Here is a 13,843-nt window from a genome sequence, read left to right as displayed (position 1 = left end):
TCGGCTCACTTCAGGGTATGGGTCATGCGGCGCTCTTCGGCCGCCAGTTCGGGGTGCATGCGCGCTTCCACCTTGCGCAGCCATTCCAGGTAGACGGGCTGCGCCTTGGCCACGCCCATGCCCGAGTCGATGGCGAAGATCTTGCTGTTCTGGCAATCGTTCTCCTTGGGGAACACGGCCAGGCCCTTGACCTTCTTGCTGATGTTGGGCCACAGCATGCGGTTCAGCGGCGCCACGTCCGAACGGCCCGCGAGCACTTCCTCGATGGGCGCGACCGAGCCGGAATTGGCGACGCCGCGCAGCTTGGCGTTGGGAAACTGCTGCAGCACCAGCGGCTCTTCCCCGGCGCCGGAAAAGTAGGCCATCGTGATGTCGGGCCGGTTGAAGTCTTCGACCTTGGTCGCACTGGTGAACTTGGGATTGGAAGCCAGCCCGAACATGCAGACGCTGGTGTTGGAGAACGTGACGAAATCAATGATCTTGGCGCGCTCGGCGTTCTGGTTCAGCGGCCCGATCATGATGTCCATCTGGTTGGCAATCAGCGCCGGCACCTTGGTCTCGTGGCTGACCTGCACCGGCACGATCTTCACGCCCAGCAGCCGCGCGAATTCCTTGCCCAGCATCCACGACGACCCCATCCACGGATCGCCCGAACCGCTGGTGTTCTGCACCAGCCACGGCGGGTTGTTGACCACCCCCACGCGCAGCACGCCGGCCTTGCGGATGGCGTCGATCCGCGGGCTTGCTCCCGGCTCTGGCGGCGTCTGAGCCTGGGCCGCGGTGGTGGTGGCCAGCAGCGTGGCGGCCGCCATGAGGCCAGCGGCGGCGCGGGCGGCGCTGCGGCGCAAGGGGGTATGGTGTTTCATGCTGTGTCTCCTTGGAATAACGGCGCCCGGCTTGCCTGCGGCCAGCGGTGGCACGCCGGGTGGGGCGTGCCGGGCCACTGGCGCACGCCGGCCTGGACACGTCTTGTGCGTGAACGGGATAAAACGTTGGAAGACAGTGGGAAGCGACCGGGCGGCCTATTTGGTCTTTTGGATGATCCGCATCTCGTCGGCATCCAGCCTGGGCTTCATTGCCAGCGCCACCTGTCGCAGCCAGGCCAGGAATTCGGGTTGATTTTTGTCGATGGCGAGCCCCACGGGCGACGCCTTTTCCGTGCTCTGCTGGCAGTTCGCCTCGGCGGGAAACACGACCAGACCGCGCACCTTGTGGTTCAGCGCTACCCAAGGCACGCGGTTGATCGGCGCCACGTCGGCTCGCCCGGCCATGATCTCTTCGACCGGCGCGGTGGCGCCCGAGTTGGCGACGGCGCGCAGCGTGGCGTTGGGAAAGCGCTGCTTGACCCAGGCAGCTTCGGCCCCGCCGGTGAAATACGCCACCGTGATGCCTGGCCGGTTCAGCGCATCGACGGAGCCGATCTTGGCGAGCTTCTCGTTACCGGCGCGGCCGAACATGCAGACGCTGGTGGTCGAGTACAGCACGAAGTCCACCACCTTCAGGCGCTCGGGCGTCTCGGCCAGGGGGCTGATGGTCATGTCGACCTGGTTAGCCGCCAGTACGGGCACCTTGGTTTCGTGTGAGACCGGAACGGCCGTGAGCTTGACGCCCAGCAGGCCCGCATATTCCTTGGCCAGGAACCAGGCCGGGCCGCTCCAGGCTTCGCCCTTGCCGGACAGATCCTGGATCAGCCAGGGCGCGTTCTGCAGCACCCCGACGCGCAGTTCGCCTGTCTTGCGGATAGCGTCCACCCGCGGGCTTTGCCCCGGGGCGGGCGGCGCAGGCGCATCCTGCGCGCTGGCCAGCATCGATACCGCCAGCATTGCCGCCGCCGTCCAGCGGACCACTGTGCCGCCGCCCTCATTCTGGTTCCGCATTGTCTGTCTCCTCAATTCGAAATCCCTGATTCCGGGGCGCGGTATCTTCCGCGTTCGGCCGGGTGGGGGCTGCCTGCGGTACTGCGGATCAGCGCCAGCCTTGCGCGAATTCGCCGATCACACGTTCAAGGTGGCCGCGCATGGCTTGCTTTGCCGCGTCCGCATCGCCAGCGACCAGCGCGCTGAAAATGCGCTGATGGTCTTCCTGCGAAGCCTGGCGCAATTCCTGGGTATGGAAATGCTGCTCGATCTTCTCCCAGATCGGACCCCGGGCCTGGTCCCACAATGAGACCACGGTGGCCAGCAGCACGCTGTTTCCCGTGGACTGGGCAATGTCGAGATGGAAGCGGCGGTCTGCCTCTTCGTTGGCGGCCTTGTCCATCATCTGCTCGCGCATCGTCGTCAGCGCCTCGAAGATACGGTCGAGGTCCGCATCTTTGCGGGTAACGGCCGCCAGCGCCGCGATCTCAGACTCGATCAGGCAGCGCGCCCGCAACAGCTCGAACGGCCCTGTGCCGGCTTCCTGCGCCGGCGGCAGGCGGATGACGCCAGGCTTGGACTCGCATACGTAGATGCCCGAACCACCGCGCACTTCCACCACCCCCTGCAACTCCAGTGCGATGATGGCTTCGCGCAGCGAGGTCCGGCTGACATCGAAACGCTCAGCCAGCGCCCGCTCAGCGGGCAAGCGCTGGCCCGCGGTGAACTCGCCCTGTGCCACCAGGGCCTGGATCTGTGCTGCCAGCCGGACGTAGGCGCGATCAGCCGCGGGTTTGCTGGCAGGTTCTGCGAGTTTAGGTATCACGTGTAAATTCATGGCTGCCAAATTGGTTAGACCAAATTGTATTGGACTTACCAAATTTCTATATTGTGGTTTACCACCATGAGAATTGGTAAACCATTGATGTCCCTTTGCTGAACGGCGCTCGGCGCGTCTTGCCGATCCGGTTCGCCATCTCGATGAGGCTGATCGCGATGCGTTTGCCGAGGGCCGTGACGCCAGCAAAGGCAGCAGGCGGCCTGACCGGGCTCGCCGTGCTCGACGTGCTGCTGGAGAGCGTGAGCGGTGACGCCGCGCGGCACGCAGACGCCTTCGAGGACTACCTCTGCAAGATGATCGAGACCGGCGTCGTCAGGGATGCGGCGCTGGCAGTCCCGGAAGCAGACGCATTGGCGTTTTGGGCGATCCGCGATGCGCCGGCCGATATCGGAAGTTCATTCCGCATCATGCGGCCTATCCAGTTGGGCGCGAAGTTCCGTGGCAATCCTGTCTTCGCCAGGCCTTCCGCAAATGGGATATTTCCGAAATTGCGCAAGAAAACGCCTGCGAGCGCTTGATGGACGTGAAGCGCGCGCGGATCGATGCCGATCAGCTTACATAATCATGGTCGTTGCGCGACCCGCGCCAGCGTGGCACTGCCAGCCAAGCCCCAACTGCCGCCGCTAGCAACAGAGCCGGCACGACAAGGCGGGCATTCGGCAGTACGAAAGACGAAAAACGCTCATATAGGTTCCACGTCAGTCCGTAGTAGTCCGCGTAGAACATCAGGTTGACGCACAAGGCCAGCGCCGTGGCCAGCAATAGGTGAACCGCGCTGCAGGCGACCGACGGCGAATCACCGCGAAACCGGCGCAAGGCGAGCGCCGGCAATCCGGCCCCTGCACTCACCAGCAGCCAGGCCACGCTGGCCATCAGGCAAAGATCGCCGAGAAAGCCCTTCCAGCCATCCCCGGTGAATGCGTCCCGGACACCGGCTTCAAGGACCACACGGCCATGCACGGCGTATGGCACGGCTACGCCGATGGCTACTACAAAGAGATAACTGGCGGCGGCCCGCCACATCGGTCGCATAGCACGGTGCATCATGATTCATTGATTTTACCGGAGAAGCCTCCGATGCCAAGCTGCTCCAGGGGTATCGGGCCATGCCCGAGGCAACACCGACCGTGTCGAGGCGCGCCCAGGGCCAGGTGGATGACGCGAATACAGTCAGGTATCACTTGCGCCTGCTCAATTATGTCGATGGTGGGCATGCGAGTTCGGTGGCGCTGTCGCCTGGCAATGGCAATAAGCAGCAGCGCATGCTGGCGACCAGTCCGCGTAAGTTCGGCAAAGTCAATACGCGGCTTCTACAGAATCCGGAAGGGAGTGCTTCGTTGCGAGGTGGCTCATGACGTGTTACAGCCGCGCGGCGCCGGGCACCCTGCGATGCTGGACCAGGAAACGGGCAGCTGAATCTGCCTGATTCTCCTGCATTCTGAAAGTCCGGGGTTGGAACGATCCGCATCGCCCACAAGGCTTCTTGCCGGGGGGCGCTCATGCAGCGTAGAAAACGATTACCCGGGTGAGCGAATCGGACCCGTCGCCGCACGCGTCGAACGATCGGAGCGAGGGTGCGGTATCATATGTGATCGATACTGCCTGTCGTCCTACCGTCCGCTACGGGGACGGCCAACGACATGAATTCCAACGTCACACGCCGCGTCCTGACGCTCGGCCTCGCCACCATTTCCCTGGCCTCCGGCAGCGCCTGGGCCCACGAGGCCGACGACCTGTACGCGGCCATGGAAGGCGGCAAGTGCGAGCCCGCCGCCACCACGCTGCAGGCGCGCGCCAAGTCCGGCGTGGCCCTGGCCCAGCGGCGGCTGGGCATGGCCTACTTCAATGGCGTTTGCGTCAAGGCGAACGAGAAGGCCGGTGCCGCCTGGATGCGCAAGGCCGCCGAACAGGGCGACATGGATGCGCGCAACGAGGTCGGCAGCCTCTATCTGGAAGGCAATGGCGTATCCAAGGATCCGAAGGAGGCGATGCGCTGGTTCCGGCTGGCCGCCGAGCAGGGCGATGCGCACGCGCAGTACAGCCTGGCGCAGATGTACTACTTCGCCGAAGGCGTGCCGAAGGACGATCGCGAGGCGGTCAAATGGGTGCGCAAAGCGGCGGTGCAGGGCCATGCGGGAGCGCAGGCCAGCCTGGGCGCCGCGCTGATCCACGGCGAAGGCATGGTGCTGCGCGACCGGCGCGAAGGCGCGGAGTGGCTGCGCAAGGCCGCCATGCAAGGCAACACCACCGGCCAGAACAACCTGGCGGGAGCCTACGAGAACGGCTGGGGTGTGCCGCGCAACATGGTGCTGGCCTACGCCTGGGTGCTGCTGTCGACCAGCGAGGCAAAGCCCGGGTCCGAGGGCATGACCCTGCGTGTCGAGATGGGAAACCTGCTCAACGGCAAGCAGCGCGCGGAATCCGAGCGCCTGGCGCGTGGCTGGAAGGTGGGACAGGATCTCACTACGGCGATGAAGTGAGTGTGGGGTGGGGTGGGCCGATATCGAGGATCTGGGCACGAGGCGATCGTGTCCATTTATTCGATCATGGGCGTGATCAACCGACTGGTCACGGCGATCTTTACGACCTTTAGCAAGCCCGCCAGGCGCCAGCGTTATGCCTTGCAGTTCAAGCAGGGGATCGTGGCGCTTATCCTGGCTCTCCGCATAGAAGATGAAAGCGGCAACTTGATCTCGCCGTACGGCGAGATCGAATCAGAGGAGTGCAGGCAGTGCCACGCTTCCGCTTGACGCATACACGAGATCTCCCCCCCAAAATCTATGAGGCCATTTCAACGTCTTCTGCTGCTCGCCGGCATTCTGTGGCTGGCTGCCTGCAGCCAGCCGCCTGCCCCCACCCCAAGCATGGCCGCGAGCGAACGACCTGGCCCGGGGAGAGCGCAGGGCGAAGCCAAGCGGTCGAACACGCGCAAGGTGGACTTCGAGCGCGCCAGCGCCGACACGCCCAGCGGCGTGGCCACCGTGTATTACCGCAACAACAGCGGCGGCCTGAGCTTAGGGTTCACGCGCCTGAGCCCGGCCGAGGGCGTGCAGATGACCATCCTCAGCGACCGTGGCGATGAGCTACCTGTGGATCCGGACTGCAACGACCGCTGGGAAATCTTCGGCAAGGCCGGTGAGCGCTACCAGATCGTGTTGCGCAATACGGGCCGCAGTGCCTACGAGGTGGTGTCCACCGTGGACGGCCGCGACGTGATCTCCGGTCGCCCGGGGAGCTATGCCAACCACGGCTATCTGATCTACCCGGGCGATACGCTGGTGATCAACGGTTTCCGCAAGAGCGAGCGAGAAGTCACAGAATTTCGTTTTGCTTCGGTGGCCGAAAGCTGCGCCGCCAGCTCCCGCCATGGCGATACTGCTAACGTTGGCGTGATCGGCGTGGCGCTGTTCGTCGAACGAGATGCGCTGGAGGCGGAGCGTCGCCGGAATGCCAATCCGTTGCCGAAGACTGATGGGGATGACGCGCCTCCGCCCAACTAGAACCCCCCATTATGCAGGTTGACGAACTGCTTGCTGCCTTGGGCTGTCGCTGGCCAAATCTCCACGCTGCATTCCTGACGCTTACGCATTCCCCACCGCCCAATGCCCACTGCCTTACAAAAACGCCTGACGACCCTTCGCCGCTCCGCCCAGCAGAAGAACCACTTCGCAGTCGATGCAGCCGCCGCACAACTCTTCGATTCCCCCGAATTGCTCGACCACCGGATCAATCTCGTCGGCGCAATGCACGAGGTCGGCTACCTGCGCAACAGCCTGGACCCATACTGGCGCGAGTTCAGGGCAGACGAAGCCACGTGGTCGCACCGCTGCATCGAGCGCCTGCTAGCCGGCGACCATGACTACTGGGCCGTCGCCGCGCTGCTCGGCTGCTCCGCTGAGCGTGCCATCGCACTGGCAACCGGACTAGGCTTCAAGGTTTTCGCCGCCAGGCAATACGAACGCTACGACCTGCCGCCAGTGCGCGTCGCCAGCATGGGTGTCAACGTGGGCAACATCATCGCGCCACTGCTCGAACTCGGATGGGACATCAAGTCCGAAACCCTGGTCGACTGCGCTCGTGCGCGGGCCGTGATGCTGCAGAGCCAGGAGGTAGTCGGCGGCTCGCTGGTGGGCGAGGGTTCGCTATCGTATTTCTGCCGTGCCACGTTACCGCACGGCGCATGGCGGACCGTGTCGCTGCCGTTCTCCATCGAAGCCAGTGCCGTGGTGGAAGGGCAATGTCCGAAGCCGACCTTCACGAAAACGTGTTGATGATGGCGCCGAATCTTGGATGGGCTGCGCCGCTGATTCGGCTGCTTCGTCGGTGGTGTCTTCTTGTGGTGAGGGAAGTTTCGGCAATCGAGGATTTGCCCGAATACACGAAGTTATGCTGTAATATGCACTTCGGGATTCAGGCTGCAAAGACCGGGGCTTTCCTGGTAAAGGATGCATCACAGGGATGCACCACAGCTTTGGATGATGCCGGGGCAACAGCGGTACTGGCACGCAGCCATCGTGCTGTTGGCCATGTGCTTCCCCCGCTGGTCATGGTGCCGCTGGTACACCAGCAGGCCACCCAGCATGCGCGCGGCGAAGCGGCTGTCACGGCCGCCGCTCTGCGCAGGCAGATGGATACCATGCTTGGGGTCGTGACGGCCAATGCTGAAAAGGCCGCAGCGCTGCTCGGCAAACCCTGTCAGGAAGTGCTCGGCCAGCTGACACGGATGAGCAGCCTGAACGCCATGAGTGCAACCATCAAGGCAACCGACGCCAAGGACTATCAATGAGACCGGCCTGCCGCTCCTTGGCCGCATGGCTCCTTGCTTGCCTGCCCTTGCTTGCGCAGGCTGCCCCGGTTCAATTCACTGACTATCGCGATTTTTATCAGTCGTTGGGCGGCAACCTGTTCATGGGTCCCGGGGCCGAACTGGCGATGCCCTGCGCGGAGTCGCCTCGGCATTGCATCTGGGTGACCTCCATGCGCCAGGCGTTGCGGCGCTATGGCCAATCGCTGTGGACCCTGCCGGGTGGGTTGGCCATGAAGCCGCCCAAGGGGGTACCCGATATTGCCTTCGACGGCCACGCACTGGCCGTCGGCAAGCAGCGTTGGCCGTTGCGCAGTGTGACCAATCTTGCCCCACCCGAATGGCGCGGCGGTGAGCCCATCGACCCGGAAAATCTGAGCCAGGTCACGGCATGGCGACAGGGCTCGTCGGTGTGTCTCGAAATGCGTTACAAAGGCAACGGCAAGAGCGGCCGCTACGCGGAAGTACTGGTATTGCACCGGCAGCGCCTCTACGCCTTGCCAGGGTTGTTTGCATCCTGTGCCGCCATTCGCAAGGTGCCGCAGAACCAGTTCAGCTATCCGGACAATGCCTACCTGGGTACCGCGCTGGAAGACAATCCGACCGGGCTTCGGATGGATTACCTGTTGTCCGACGGCAAGACGCGGGTTGCCCGCTACCTGTTGCGCTTTCCGAACCCGGGCAATCCCTACGTATTCGAGTCCGAGCGCCGATAATGCAATGATTACCACGCCAGAAAGCCTGAAATCGCACCGAATCAAACTGGCCACACTCGAAAGTGTGATGCAAGGCAGGGTTCGCTACTCACCCGCCAAGTCTGCCTGGCTGATCGCCATGAGCCTGGGAGCATTTGTTGGCGGTATCGCAACATTCAGTTGGGCGTCATTCGGCATCTTTCTGGTTTCCACGGCTACCGTCCTATTGCTTGGGCATTCGCTAGGCAGTCATAGAAAGCTGATCCACGACAGCTATCAATGCCCAAAATGGCTGGAGTACACACTGGTTTACCTTGGGGTGCAGGTTGGACTGGCTGGTCCTCTCGGGTTACTCCGGCAGCATGACCTGCGCGACTATGCTCAACGCCTTCCCGAGTGCCATCCCTACCTCCGGCATGGACGCTCATTCTGGGCGGATGGCTGGTGGCAGCTGCACTGCGAGTTGCTACTCGAACACCCGCCGGCGGTGAACGTCGAGGCTAGCATTGCTCAGAATCGCTTCTACCAATTCCTGGAGCGTACCTGGATGCTTCAGCAGTTGCCCCCCGCGCTGGTTCTGTATGTGCTGGGAGGGTGGGGATTCGTTTTCTGGGGCGTGTGCGCCCGTGTCACGGCTGGCGTAGTCGGCCATTGGCTGATCGGATACTTCGCCCACAATCGCGGCGCTATGCGCTACCGCGTGGTTGGGGCGGCCGTGCAAGGGCGCAACATCCGCTTTACTTCGCTGCTGACGATGGGAGAGTCGTGGCACAACAACCACCATGCGTTTCCCGGTTCTGCCCGGTTAGGTCTATATTCCGGCGAGTGGGATCCCGGTTGGTGGGTATTGGTAATGATGAAAAAGCTAGGCCTGGTTTGGCGTATTCGGCTGCCCAGCGACTTATGTGAGCGACCTGAACTTGAAGTGGTGGAGCACTGAGCGTGGTGTTTTCCAATAACTGGAAGCGCTCTTGGCGCATACCCGAAACCCAACCACCAGGAGGCGCCGCTAATGTGGCGGATGATCGGTCTATCTCGCCGCCGTTAGCGTCTGTGCGAGGGGGCTGGTGCCTCGCAGGGTTTGCGTTGAATACCGGATCTTACGCTCTCGGGAGGGGCAAGACGGCTGCGCATTGGACACCGAGCCGGACCTTGCGATACCGCAAACGTAGCCCTGTCGAAATGAAAACCATTGCTCTCACCCTCGCATTGGCTGCAATCGCAACCGTTGGCACGGCGGCACGCGCCGGTGACACCGGCAAGCTGCGCCCGGTATTTTCGTGCGTCCTCGAAGACGGAAGTCGTGCAACACTGAAAGCCGAATCGCATGGCCTGGAAGGGGATGCGTTGTTCGTGCAAGTGGGGAGTAAGACCGAACGCGCATTCCTCGACATGCCAAAAAGCGATTTTGTCGGCCGCATTGCATTGTCGAGATGCGTTGGCAAGACGCTCGTCTTTGCCCTGGAATACGGGACGCCTTACCTGAAGGGCGTCGCCATCCGGCAGAACCCGCAGACTCATGCCGAGGAGCGCCTTTATTTCGCGGAAAAGGCCTTGCCTCGCTGGCTGTACGTTGGGCGCAAGGAGATGCTTGTGATCATCCCCAATATCGGTTACGAGACAGACAAGAAGTATCTCGTCTACCGCTACGTGGCGGGCAAGGGGGCGCCGGAGGATGCCATGCCTGCAGACTGGCTGCCGGTGCCGAAACGGGACCTGATCCGCATGAATTGACCGGTGCGCGCCGGCTCCCGGAGGAGCACCGACCCAGACCCGTTGAGGGCGTCATCTCGATATCTGTGCTGGCCAGGCAGTCACATGATTTCGACATCGCAGCTGTCGACAATCAGCGATTTGCCCAGGCCAAGCGCCTCCCAGCCTGATTGCTGGTTCCACGGACCTCGCTTGATCCATGTCAACGTGGACCGTCACCGGGGTGCGTAGTCTTCTATTGCCACCCGCTCCAAAGGACACATAGTGGCCTTCATGTGCAGGCTCAACCGTATGGCGCCGCCGAGATTCCATCACCCTGGCCCAGGCGCCGCCGCGACGCGGCTCAACAGTGCGTCAACACGGCGCGCACAAGGCGTTGAGGAAGCGGGCCGGTAACGCGGATGACGGCGAATATGCCGCACTTCGCCGCGCCCGAAGACGCAAGAGCAGGTTGGTTGGGATGCCTGCATCCGAATTCGTACCTACCACGACCAGAAGGAGAGACCGATGACTGCCATGATGAAAGCCGCCGTGTTCGTCGAACCCGGACGCATTGAGCTGGCCGATAAGCCGATTCCCGATGTGGGACCCAATGACGCGCTGGTTCGCATTACCACCACCACGATATGCGGCACCGACGTACACATCCTGAAGGGCGAATACCCGGTCGCCAGGGGCCTGACCATAGGCCACGAACCCGTGGGCGTGATCGAAAAGCTGGGCAGCGCGGTGGTTGGCTACCAGGAAGGGCAGCGGGTGATCGCCGGCGCAATCTGTCCCAACTTCAACTCGTATGCCTCCCAGGATGGCTGCGCTTCGCAAGACGGCAGCTATATGATCCCCATGGGCTTGTGCGGCTGCCACGGCTACAAGGCGACCGCGGGATGGCGCTTCGGCAACATCATCGACGGCACGCAGGCCGAGTACGTGCTGGTGCCTGACGCGCAGGCCAACCTCGCGCCGATTCCCGATGGCTTGACGGACGAGCAAGTGCTGATGTGTCCCGACATCATGTCCACAGGCTTCAAGGGAGCGGAAAACGCCAATATCCGCATCGGCGACACCGTGGCCGTGTTCGCGCAGGGGCCGATTGGCCTGTGCGCCACGGCCGGCGCGCGCCTGCTGGGCGCCAGCACCATCATCGCAGTCGATGGCAACGATCACCGCCTGGGCATTGCCAGGCGGATGGGCGCGGACGTGACACTCAACTTCAGGCACTGCGATGTGATCGACGAGATCCTGAAACTCACCGGCGGGCGCGGCGTGGATTCGTCGATCGAAGCGCTGGGTACGCAAGCCACATTCGAATCGGCGCTGCGCATCCTCAAGCCAGGTGGCACGTTATCGAGCCTGGGCGTATATGCATCCGACCTGACGATTCCGCTCGGGGCCTTTGCCGCGGGTCTTGGCGACCACAAGATCAACACGGCGCTGTGTCCCGGCGGCAAGGAACGCATGCGGCGCCTGTTGAACGTAGTCGAATCGGGCCGCGTCGACCTGGGCGCGCTGGTCACGCATCATTACAAGCTCGATGACATCGTGAGCGCATACGACCTCTTTGCCAACCAGCGCGACGGGGTGCTCAAGGTGGCGATCAAACCGCGTTGAGCATGGTGTCCGGCGGCTGTGCCCGCGCGCTTGCATGGCGGAACCTGCGCCGCGCTGTCACAGCCATGGCGTCACATATTTCCTGATGCTCAAGGTATTCAAAGCCATATACTTTTCGAGGCCCCCGGTTTCTGCCAAGCGAGAGTGAGCGGCCGCCCTTGACAATAGCTTCCCAACGCCATGCAGGCTTCTGCTTTGCGTTCGGACCCCGGAACGCATCAGCCGCTTCTCTCGTCTTCGGGGCCCTTGCGCAACCAGTGTGCTCACTGCGACCGTCGCGACTGCCGGCCGATGAGCGCGCAGCGGCCTGTTCGCCGGTGCGAACGAAGGCCGTGCGCCGCAGAGAGCCCGAGTCAATCCTTGATCGGCAGGAAGATGCGCGTCTGCAACTGCGCTGGCAACGTGGTCCTGGGGTCGTTGAGGTATTGCTCGAACATCGGGATGTTGGCCGGCTCCATGCCGCTGGCGGGCAGCCACTCGGAGAACATCCAGTTGTAGGCCTTGCCCATCTCGTTGTAGGGCCCGGTATAGGTCAGCACGGCGCAACGTCCTGCCGGGATCTCGAAGCGCTCCAGGCCATCGCCAAGGGCCGTGTCCGCCGCCACGGGCACGCCGGCCAGCGAGCGCAGCGCGTCGACCGGCACCTGCTCGGGGTCGTCGAAGTACACGCCATAGCCGCTGGCGTCGCGGCCCACCAGGCCGCGGCTGCCGGCCAGCATGTAGAGGCGGTCGAAAACCGGGCCGATGTCCTGATAGCTGCCGCGGTGGGGCAGCGCGGCCAGAATGACGCCGGGAAACGGTTCGAGGGTGAGGGGATACATAGTGGGCTCCTGAGGGTCGAAGGGGCTGGAGCGGGCCGCGCGATACCGCCCGGGCGAAATGCCGAAGGCTGCACCGAATGCCCGGTTGAACGCAGCGTCCGACGCGTAGCCGGCGTGCAGCGCCACCTCACGCAAGGAACCCCTGCCCGCCGCCAGCGCGACCGCTGCGCGGTGCATGCGCATGCGCTGCACCGTGGCGCTCACCGTCTCCCCCATCATCGCGCGGTAGACGCGGTGGAAGTGGTAGGGGGACAGGCAAGCCAGATCGGCCAGGTGATGCAGCTCCGGGTCGGCGTCCGGGTGGCTCGCCAGCCAGAGCAGCACCGGCTCCAGCCGCCGGGCGTAGTGGGCACGGGTTTGAGGTTTCATGCGTTCTCCAGTAGGCGCACTGTATCGGTAGTGGATTTGCAGATTTTGCGGTTTTCGGGGCCGCCTGTCCTGGCTCCGCGGGCGGGCATTCCTCGCCTGGCGGAGCGCCCGGCAGCCTCTCTGGCCCGCATATGGCGACGACCGGGGGGCGTGTAATATGTCGGAGGCATCGAGTCCTTCATGCCCACACACAACGACAATGACGATCGCACTTTCAACTCGTACGACAGGATCAACACGTCCAGGCCCGGTCGTGCAGCCGCAATCATGACGCAAAAGACCTGGATGCGCCGCGCCGCCGCGGGTGTGCTGGCCACGCTGTCGATGGCCGCCGCCGCGGCGCCCGATGTGCGGACCGGCGACCTGGTCTTCCAGCGATCGCGGTCGGCGCAAAGCCTGGCCGTGCAGCAAGCCACGCATTCCCCATACAGCCATATGGGCATGATCGTGCAGCGTCAGGGGCGCGCTTATGTGCTGGAGGCTGCGGCCAGGGTATCGTACACGCCGCTGGACCAATGGGCCGCGCAGGGCGAGCGGGGACATTACGTGGTCAAGCGGCTGCGCAACGAATCGCTGCTGACGGACAAGGCGCGGCAGCGCCTTGCAACGGTGGGCGAGGGCTTTCTGGGCCGGCCCTATGACCTGGTGTTCGCGTGGTCGGATGACAGGATCTACTGCTCCGAACTGGTCTGGAAGACCTATCGGCGCGCGCTCGGCCTGGAAATCGGTGCGCCGCAGCCCCTGAAGGATTTCGACCTGAGCACGCCCGCCGTGCGCGCCAGGATGCGGGAACGCTACGGCAAGCATATTCCCTGGGAAGAGCCGATCATCTCGCCCGCTGCCATGTTCGAATCGGCGCTGTTGAAGACCGTGGGCGGATCCTAGCAGCGTCGGAGGCGTCGCCCGGGGGAGTCATTGTCTTTCCAAAAGCAGCCGGCGTGGGCAGCAGGATGGGCAAGTCGGTTGCAGGATTGGCACCGGTGCAAGTCGTCCTCCGCGGCAAGGCCAGGTCGTCGGATGCAAGACAGTGCCGATGGCTCAAACGCCGTCAGACAGTCGAACCAGCCGTCGACGCCGTCCTCGCCACATGACAAAGTGACCTTTTGAAAGGCTGCTTCCTATATCAACCAGCGATT

General features: G+C 63.4%; 16 protein-coding genes. 11 read left to right on the top strand and 5 right to left on the bottom strand.

Features of this window, described 5'->3' with window-relative positions; all coding sequences use genetic code 11:
• Window positions 1–5: 5 nt before the first annotated feature.
• From AC3FOF_RS07255 to AC3FOF_RS07245, 3 genes are all read right to left on the bottom strand, one after another.
• The gene (locus tag AC3FOF_RS07255; protein WP_488726179.1) at window positions 6–866 is read right to left on the bottom strand and encodes a transporter substrate-binding domain-containing protein; all 861 of its coding nucleotides are present in this window, start codon (window positions 864–866) and stop codon (window positions 6–8) included.
• 156 nt (window positions 867–1,022) lie between these two features.
• Window positions 1,023–1,877, bottom strand: coding sequence for a substrate-binding periplasmic protein (locus tag AC3FOF_RS07250; protein ID WP_488726178.1), 855 nt, complete (start codon window positions 1,875–1,877; stop codon window positions 1,023–1,025).
• 88 nt (window positions 1,878–1,965) lie between these two features.
• Window positions 1,966–2,694, bottom strand: coding sequence for a FadR/GntR family transcriptional regulator (locus AC3FOF_RS07245; protein ID WP_035812628.1), 729 nt, complete (start codon window positions 2,692–2,694; stop codon window positions 1,966–1,968).
• A gap of 95 nt (window positions 2,695–2,789) precedes the next feature.
• Here AC3FOF_RS07245 and AC3FOF_RS07240 point away from each other — a divergent pair, with 95 nt between their 5' ends.
• Window positions 2,790–3,215, top strand: coding sequence for a hypothetical protein (locus tag AC3FOF_RS07240; protein WP_488726177.1), 426 nt, complete (start codon window positions 2,790–2,792; stop codon window positions 3,213–3,215).
• A 31-nt stretch (window positions 3,216–3,246) separates the two neighbouring features.
• Here AC3FOF_RS07240 and AC3FOF_RS07235 read toward each other — a convergent pair whose 3' ends face one another.
• The gene (locus tag AC3FOF_RS07235) at window positions 3,247–3,720 is read right to left on the bottom strand and encodes a hypothetical protein (RefSeq protein WP_488726176.1); all 474 of its coding nucleotides are present in this window, start codon (window positions 3,718–3,720) and stop codon (window positions 3,247–3,249) included.
• A 617-nt stretch (window positions 3,721–4,337) separates the two neighbouring features.
• Here AC3FOF_RS07235 and AC3FOF_RS07230 point away from each other — a divergent pair.
• The 9 genes from AC3FOF_RS07230 (at window position 4,338) to AC3FOF_RS07190 (ending at window position 11,517) form a co-directional block, all read left to right on the top strand.
• Window positions 4,338–5,177, top strand: a complete 840-nt coding sequence (locus tag AC3FOF_RS07230) for a tetratricopeptide repeat protein (RefSeq protein WP_488726175.1) — start codon at window positions 4,338–4,340, stop codon at window positions 5,175–5,177.
• A 48-nt stretch (window positions 5,178–5,225) separates the two neighbouring features.
• The gene (locus tag AC3FOF_RS07225; RefSeq protein ID WP_488726174.1) at window positions 5,226–5,447 is read left to right on the top strand and encodes a hypothetical protein; all 222 of its coding nucleotides are present in this window, start codon (window positions 5,226–5,228) and stop codon (window positions 5,445–5,447) included.
• 114 nt (window positions 5,448–5,561) lie between these two features.
• Entirely contained in the window at window positions 5,562–6,197 is a 636-nt protein-coding gene (locus AC3FOF_RS07220) for a hypothetical protein (RefSeq protein WP_488726173.1), read from the top strand.
• Window positions 6,198–6,299: 102 nt separating this feature from the next.
• Window positions 6,300–6,968, top strand: a complete 669-nt coding sequence (locus AC3FOF_RS07215; protein ID WP_488726172.1) for a hypothetical protein — start codon at window positions 6,300–6,302, stop codon at window positions 6,966–6,968.
• Window positions 6,935–7,483 (top strand): hypothetical protein, encoded by a 549-nt coding sequence (locus AC3FOF_RS07210; RefSeq protein ID WP_488726171.1) that lies wholly within the window; start codon window positions 6,935–6,937, stop codon window positions 7,481–7,483. The genes AC3FOF_RS07215 and AC3FOF_RS07210 overlap by 34 nt, the downstream gene beginning before the upstream one ends.
• 191 nt (window positions 7,484–7,674) lie before the next feature.
• Window positions 7,675–8,217, top strand: coding sequence for a hypothetical protein (locus AC3FOF_RS07205; RefSeq protein ID WP_488726170.1), 543 nt, complete (start codon window positions 7,675–7,677; stop codon window positions 8,215–8,217).
• A 4-nt stretch (window positions 8,218–8,221) separates the two neighbouring features.
• Entirely contained in the window at window positions 8,222–9,136 is a 915-nt protein-coding gene (locus AC3FOF_RS07200; protein ID WP_488726169.1) for an acyl-CoA desaturase, read from the top strand.
• Between the two features lie 242 nt (window positions 9,137–9,378).
• Window positions 9,379–9,930: a hypothetical protein gene (locus AC3FOF_RS07195; protein WP_035812620.1), complete on the top strand. Its 552-nt coding sequence runs from the start codon at window positions 9,379–9,381 to the stop codon at window positions 9,928–9,930.
• 486 nt (window positions 9,931–10,416) lie between these two features.
• Window positions 10,417–11,517, top strand: coding sequence for an NAD(P)-dependent alcohol dehydrogenase (locus AC3FOF_RS07190; RefSeq protein ID WP_488726168.1), 1,101 nt, complete (start codon window positions 10,417–10,419; stop codon window positions 11,515–11,517).
• A 353-nt stretch (window positions 11,518–11,870) separates the two neighbouring features.
• Here the strand turns inward: AC3FOF_RS07190 and AC3FOF_RS07185 are convergent, their stop codons facing one another.
• The gene (locus AC3FOF_RS07185; RefSeq protein ID WP_488726167.1) at window positions 11,871–12,707 is read right to left on the bottom strand and encodes an AraC family transcriptional regulator; all 837 of its coding nucleotides are present in this window, start codon (window positions 12,705–12,707) and stop codon (window positions 11,871–11,873) included.
• Between the two features lie 267 nt (window positions 12,708–12,974).
• On the opposite strand from AC3FOF_RS07185, the gene AC3FOF_RS07180 reads away from it, so the two are divergent.
• Window positions 12,975–13,592 carry a YiiX family permuted papain-like enzyme gene (locus tag AC3FOF_RS07180; protein ID WP_488726166.1) on the top strand — a complete coding sequence of 206 codons (618 nt, stop codon included), beginning with the start codon at window positions 12,975–12,977 and terminating at the stop codon, window positions 13,590–13,592.
• Window positions 13,593–13,843 lie beyond the last annotated feature (251 nt).

It is taken from the genome of Cupriavidus sp. 96C5-1, assembly GCF_057798855.1.
The sequence above is the reverse complement of the archived record's forward strand: the minus strand, read 5'-3'. Positions and strand labels throughout refer to the sequence as shown.

Coding starts and splice junctions, on each gene's coding strand:
- AC3FOF_RS07255 (WP_488726179.1), bottom strand. CDS start 866: ATGAAACACCATACCCCCTTGCGCCGCAGCGCCGCCCGCGCCGCCGCT.
- AC3FOF_RS07250 (WP_488726178.1), bottom strand. CDS start 1,877: ATGCGGAACCAGAATGAGGGCGGCGGCACAGTGGTCCGCTGGACGGCG.
- AC3FOF_RS07245 (WP_035812628.1), bottom strand. CDS start 2,694: ATGAATTTACACGTGATACCTAAACTCGCAGAACCTGCCAGCAAACCC.
- AC3FOF_RS07235 (WP_488726176.1), bottom strand. CDS start 3,720: ATGTGGCGGGCCGCCGCCAGTTATCTCTTTGTAGTAGCCATCGGCGTA.
- AC3FOF_RS07230 (WP_488726175.1), top strand. CDS start 4,338: ATGAATTCCAACGTCACACGCCGCGTCCTGACGCTCGGCCTCGCCACC.
- AC3FOF_RS07220 (WP_488726173.1), top strand. CDS start 5,562: ATGGCCGCGAGCGAACGACCTGGCCCGGGGAGAGCGCAGGGCGAAGCC.
- AC3FOF_RS07215 (WP_488726172.1), top strand. CDS start 6,300: ATGCCCACTGCCTTACAAAAACGCCTGACGACCCTTCGCCGCTCCGCC.
- AC3FOF_RS07210 (WP_488726171.1), top strand. CDS start 6,935: ATGTCCGAAGCCGACCTTCACGAAAACGTGTTGATGATGGCGCCGAAT.
- AC3FOF_RS07205 (WP_488726170.1), top strand. CDS start 7,675: ATGCGCCAGGCGTTGCGGCGCTATGGCCAATCGCTGTGGACCCTGCCG.
- AC3FOF_RS07200 (WP_488726169.1), top strand. CDS start 8,222: ATGATTACCACGCCAGAAAGCCTGAAATCGCACCGAATCAAACTGGCC.
- AC3FOF_RS07195 (WP_035812620.1), top strand. CDS start 9,379: ATGAAAACCATTGCTCTCACCCTCGCATTGGCTGCAATCGCAACCGTT.
- AC3FOF_RS07190 (WP_488726168.1), top strand. CDS start 10,417: ATGACTGCCATGATGAAAGCCGCCGTGTTCGTCGAACCCGGACGCATT.
- AC3FOF_RS07185 (WP_488726167.1), bottom strand. CDS start 12,707: ATGAAACCTCAAACCCGTGCCCACTACGCCCGGCGGCTGGAGCCGGTG.
- AC3FOF_RS07180 (WP_488726166.1), top strand. CDS start 12,975: ATGACGCAAAAGACCTGGATGCGCCGCGCCGCCGCGGGTGTGCTGGCC.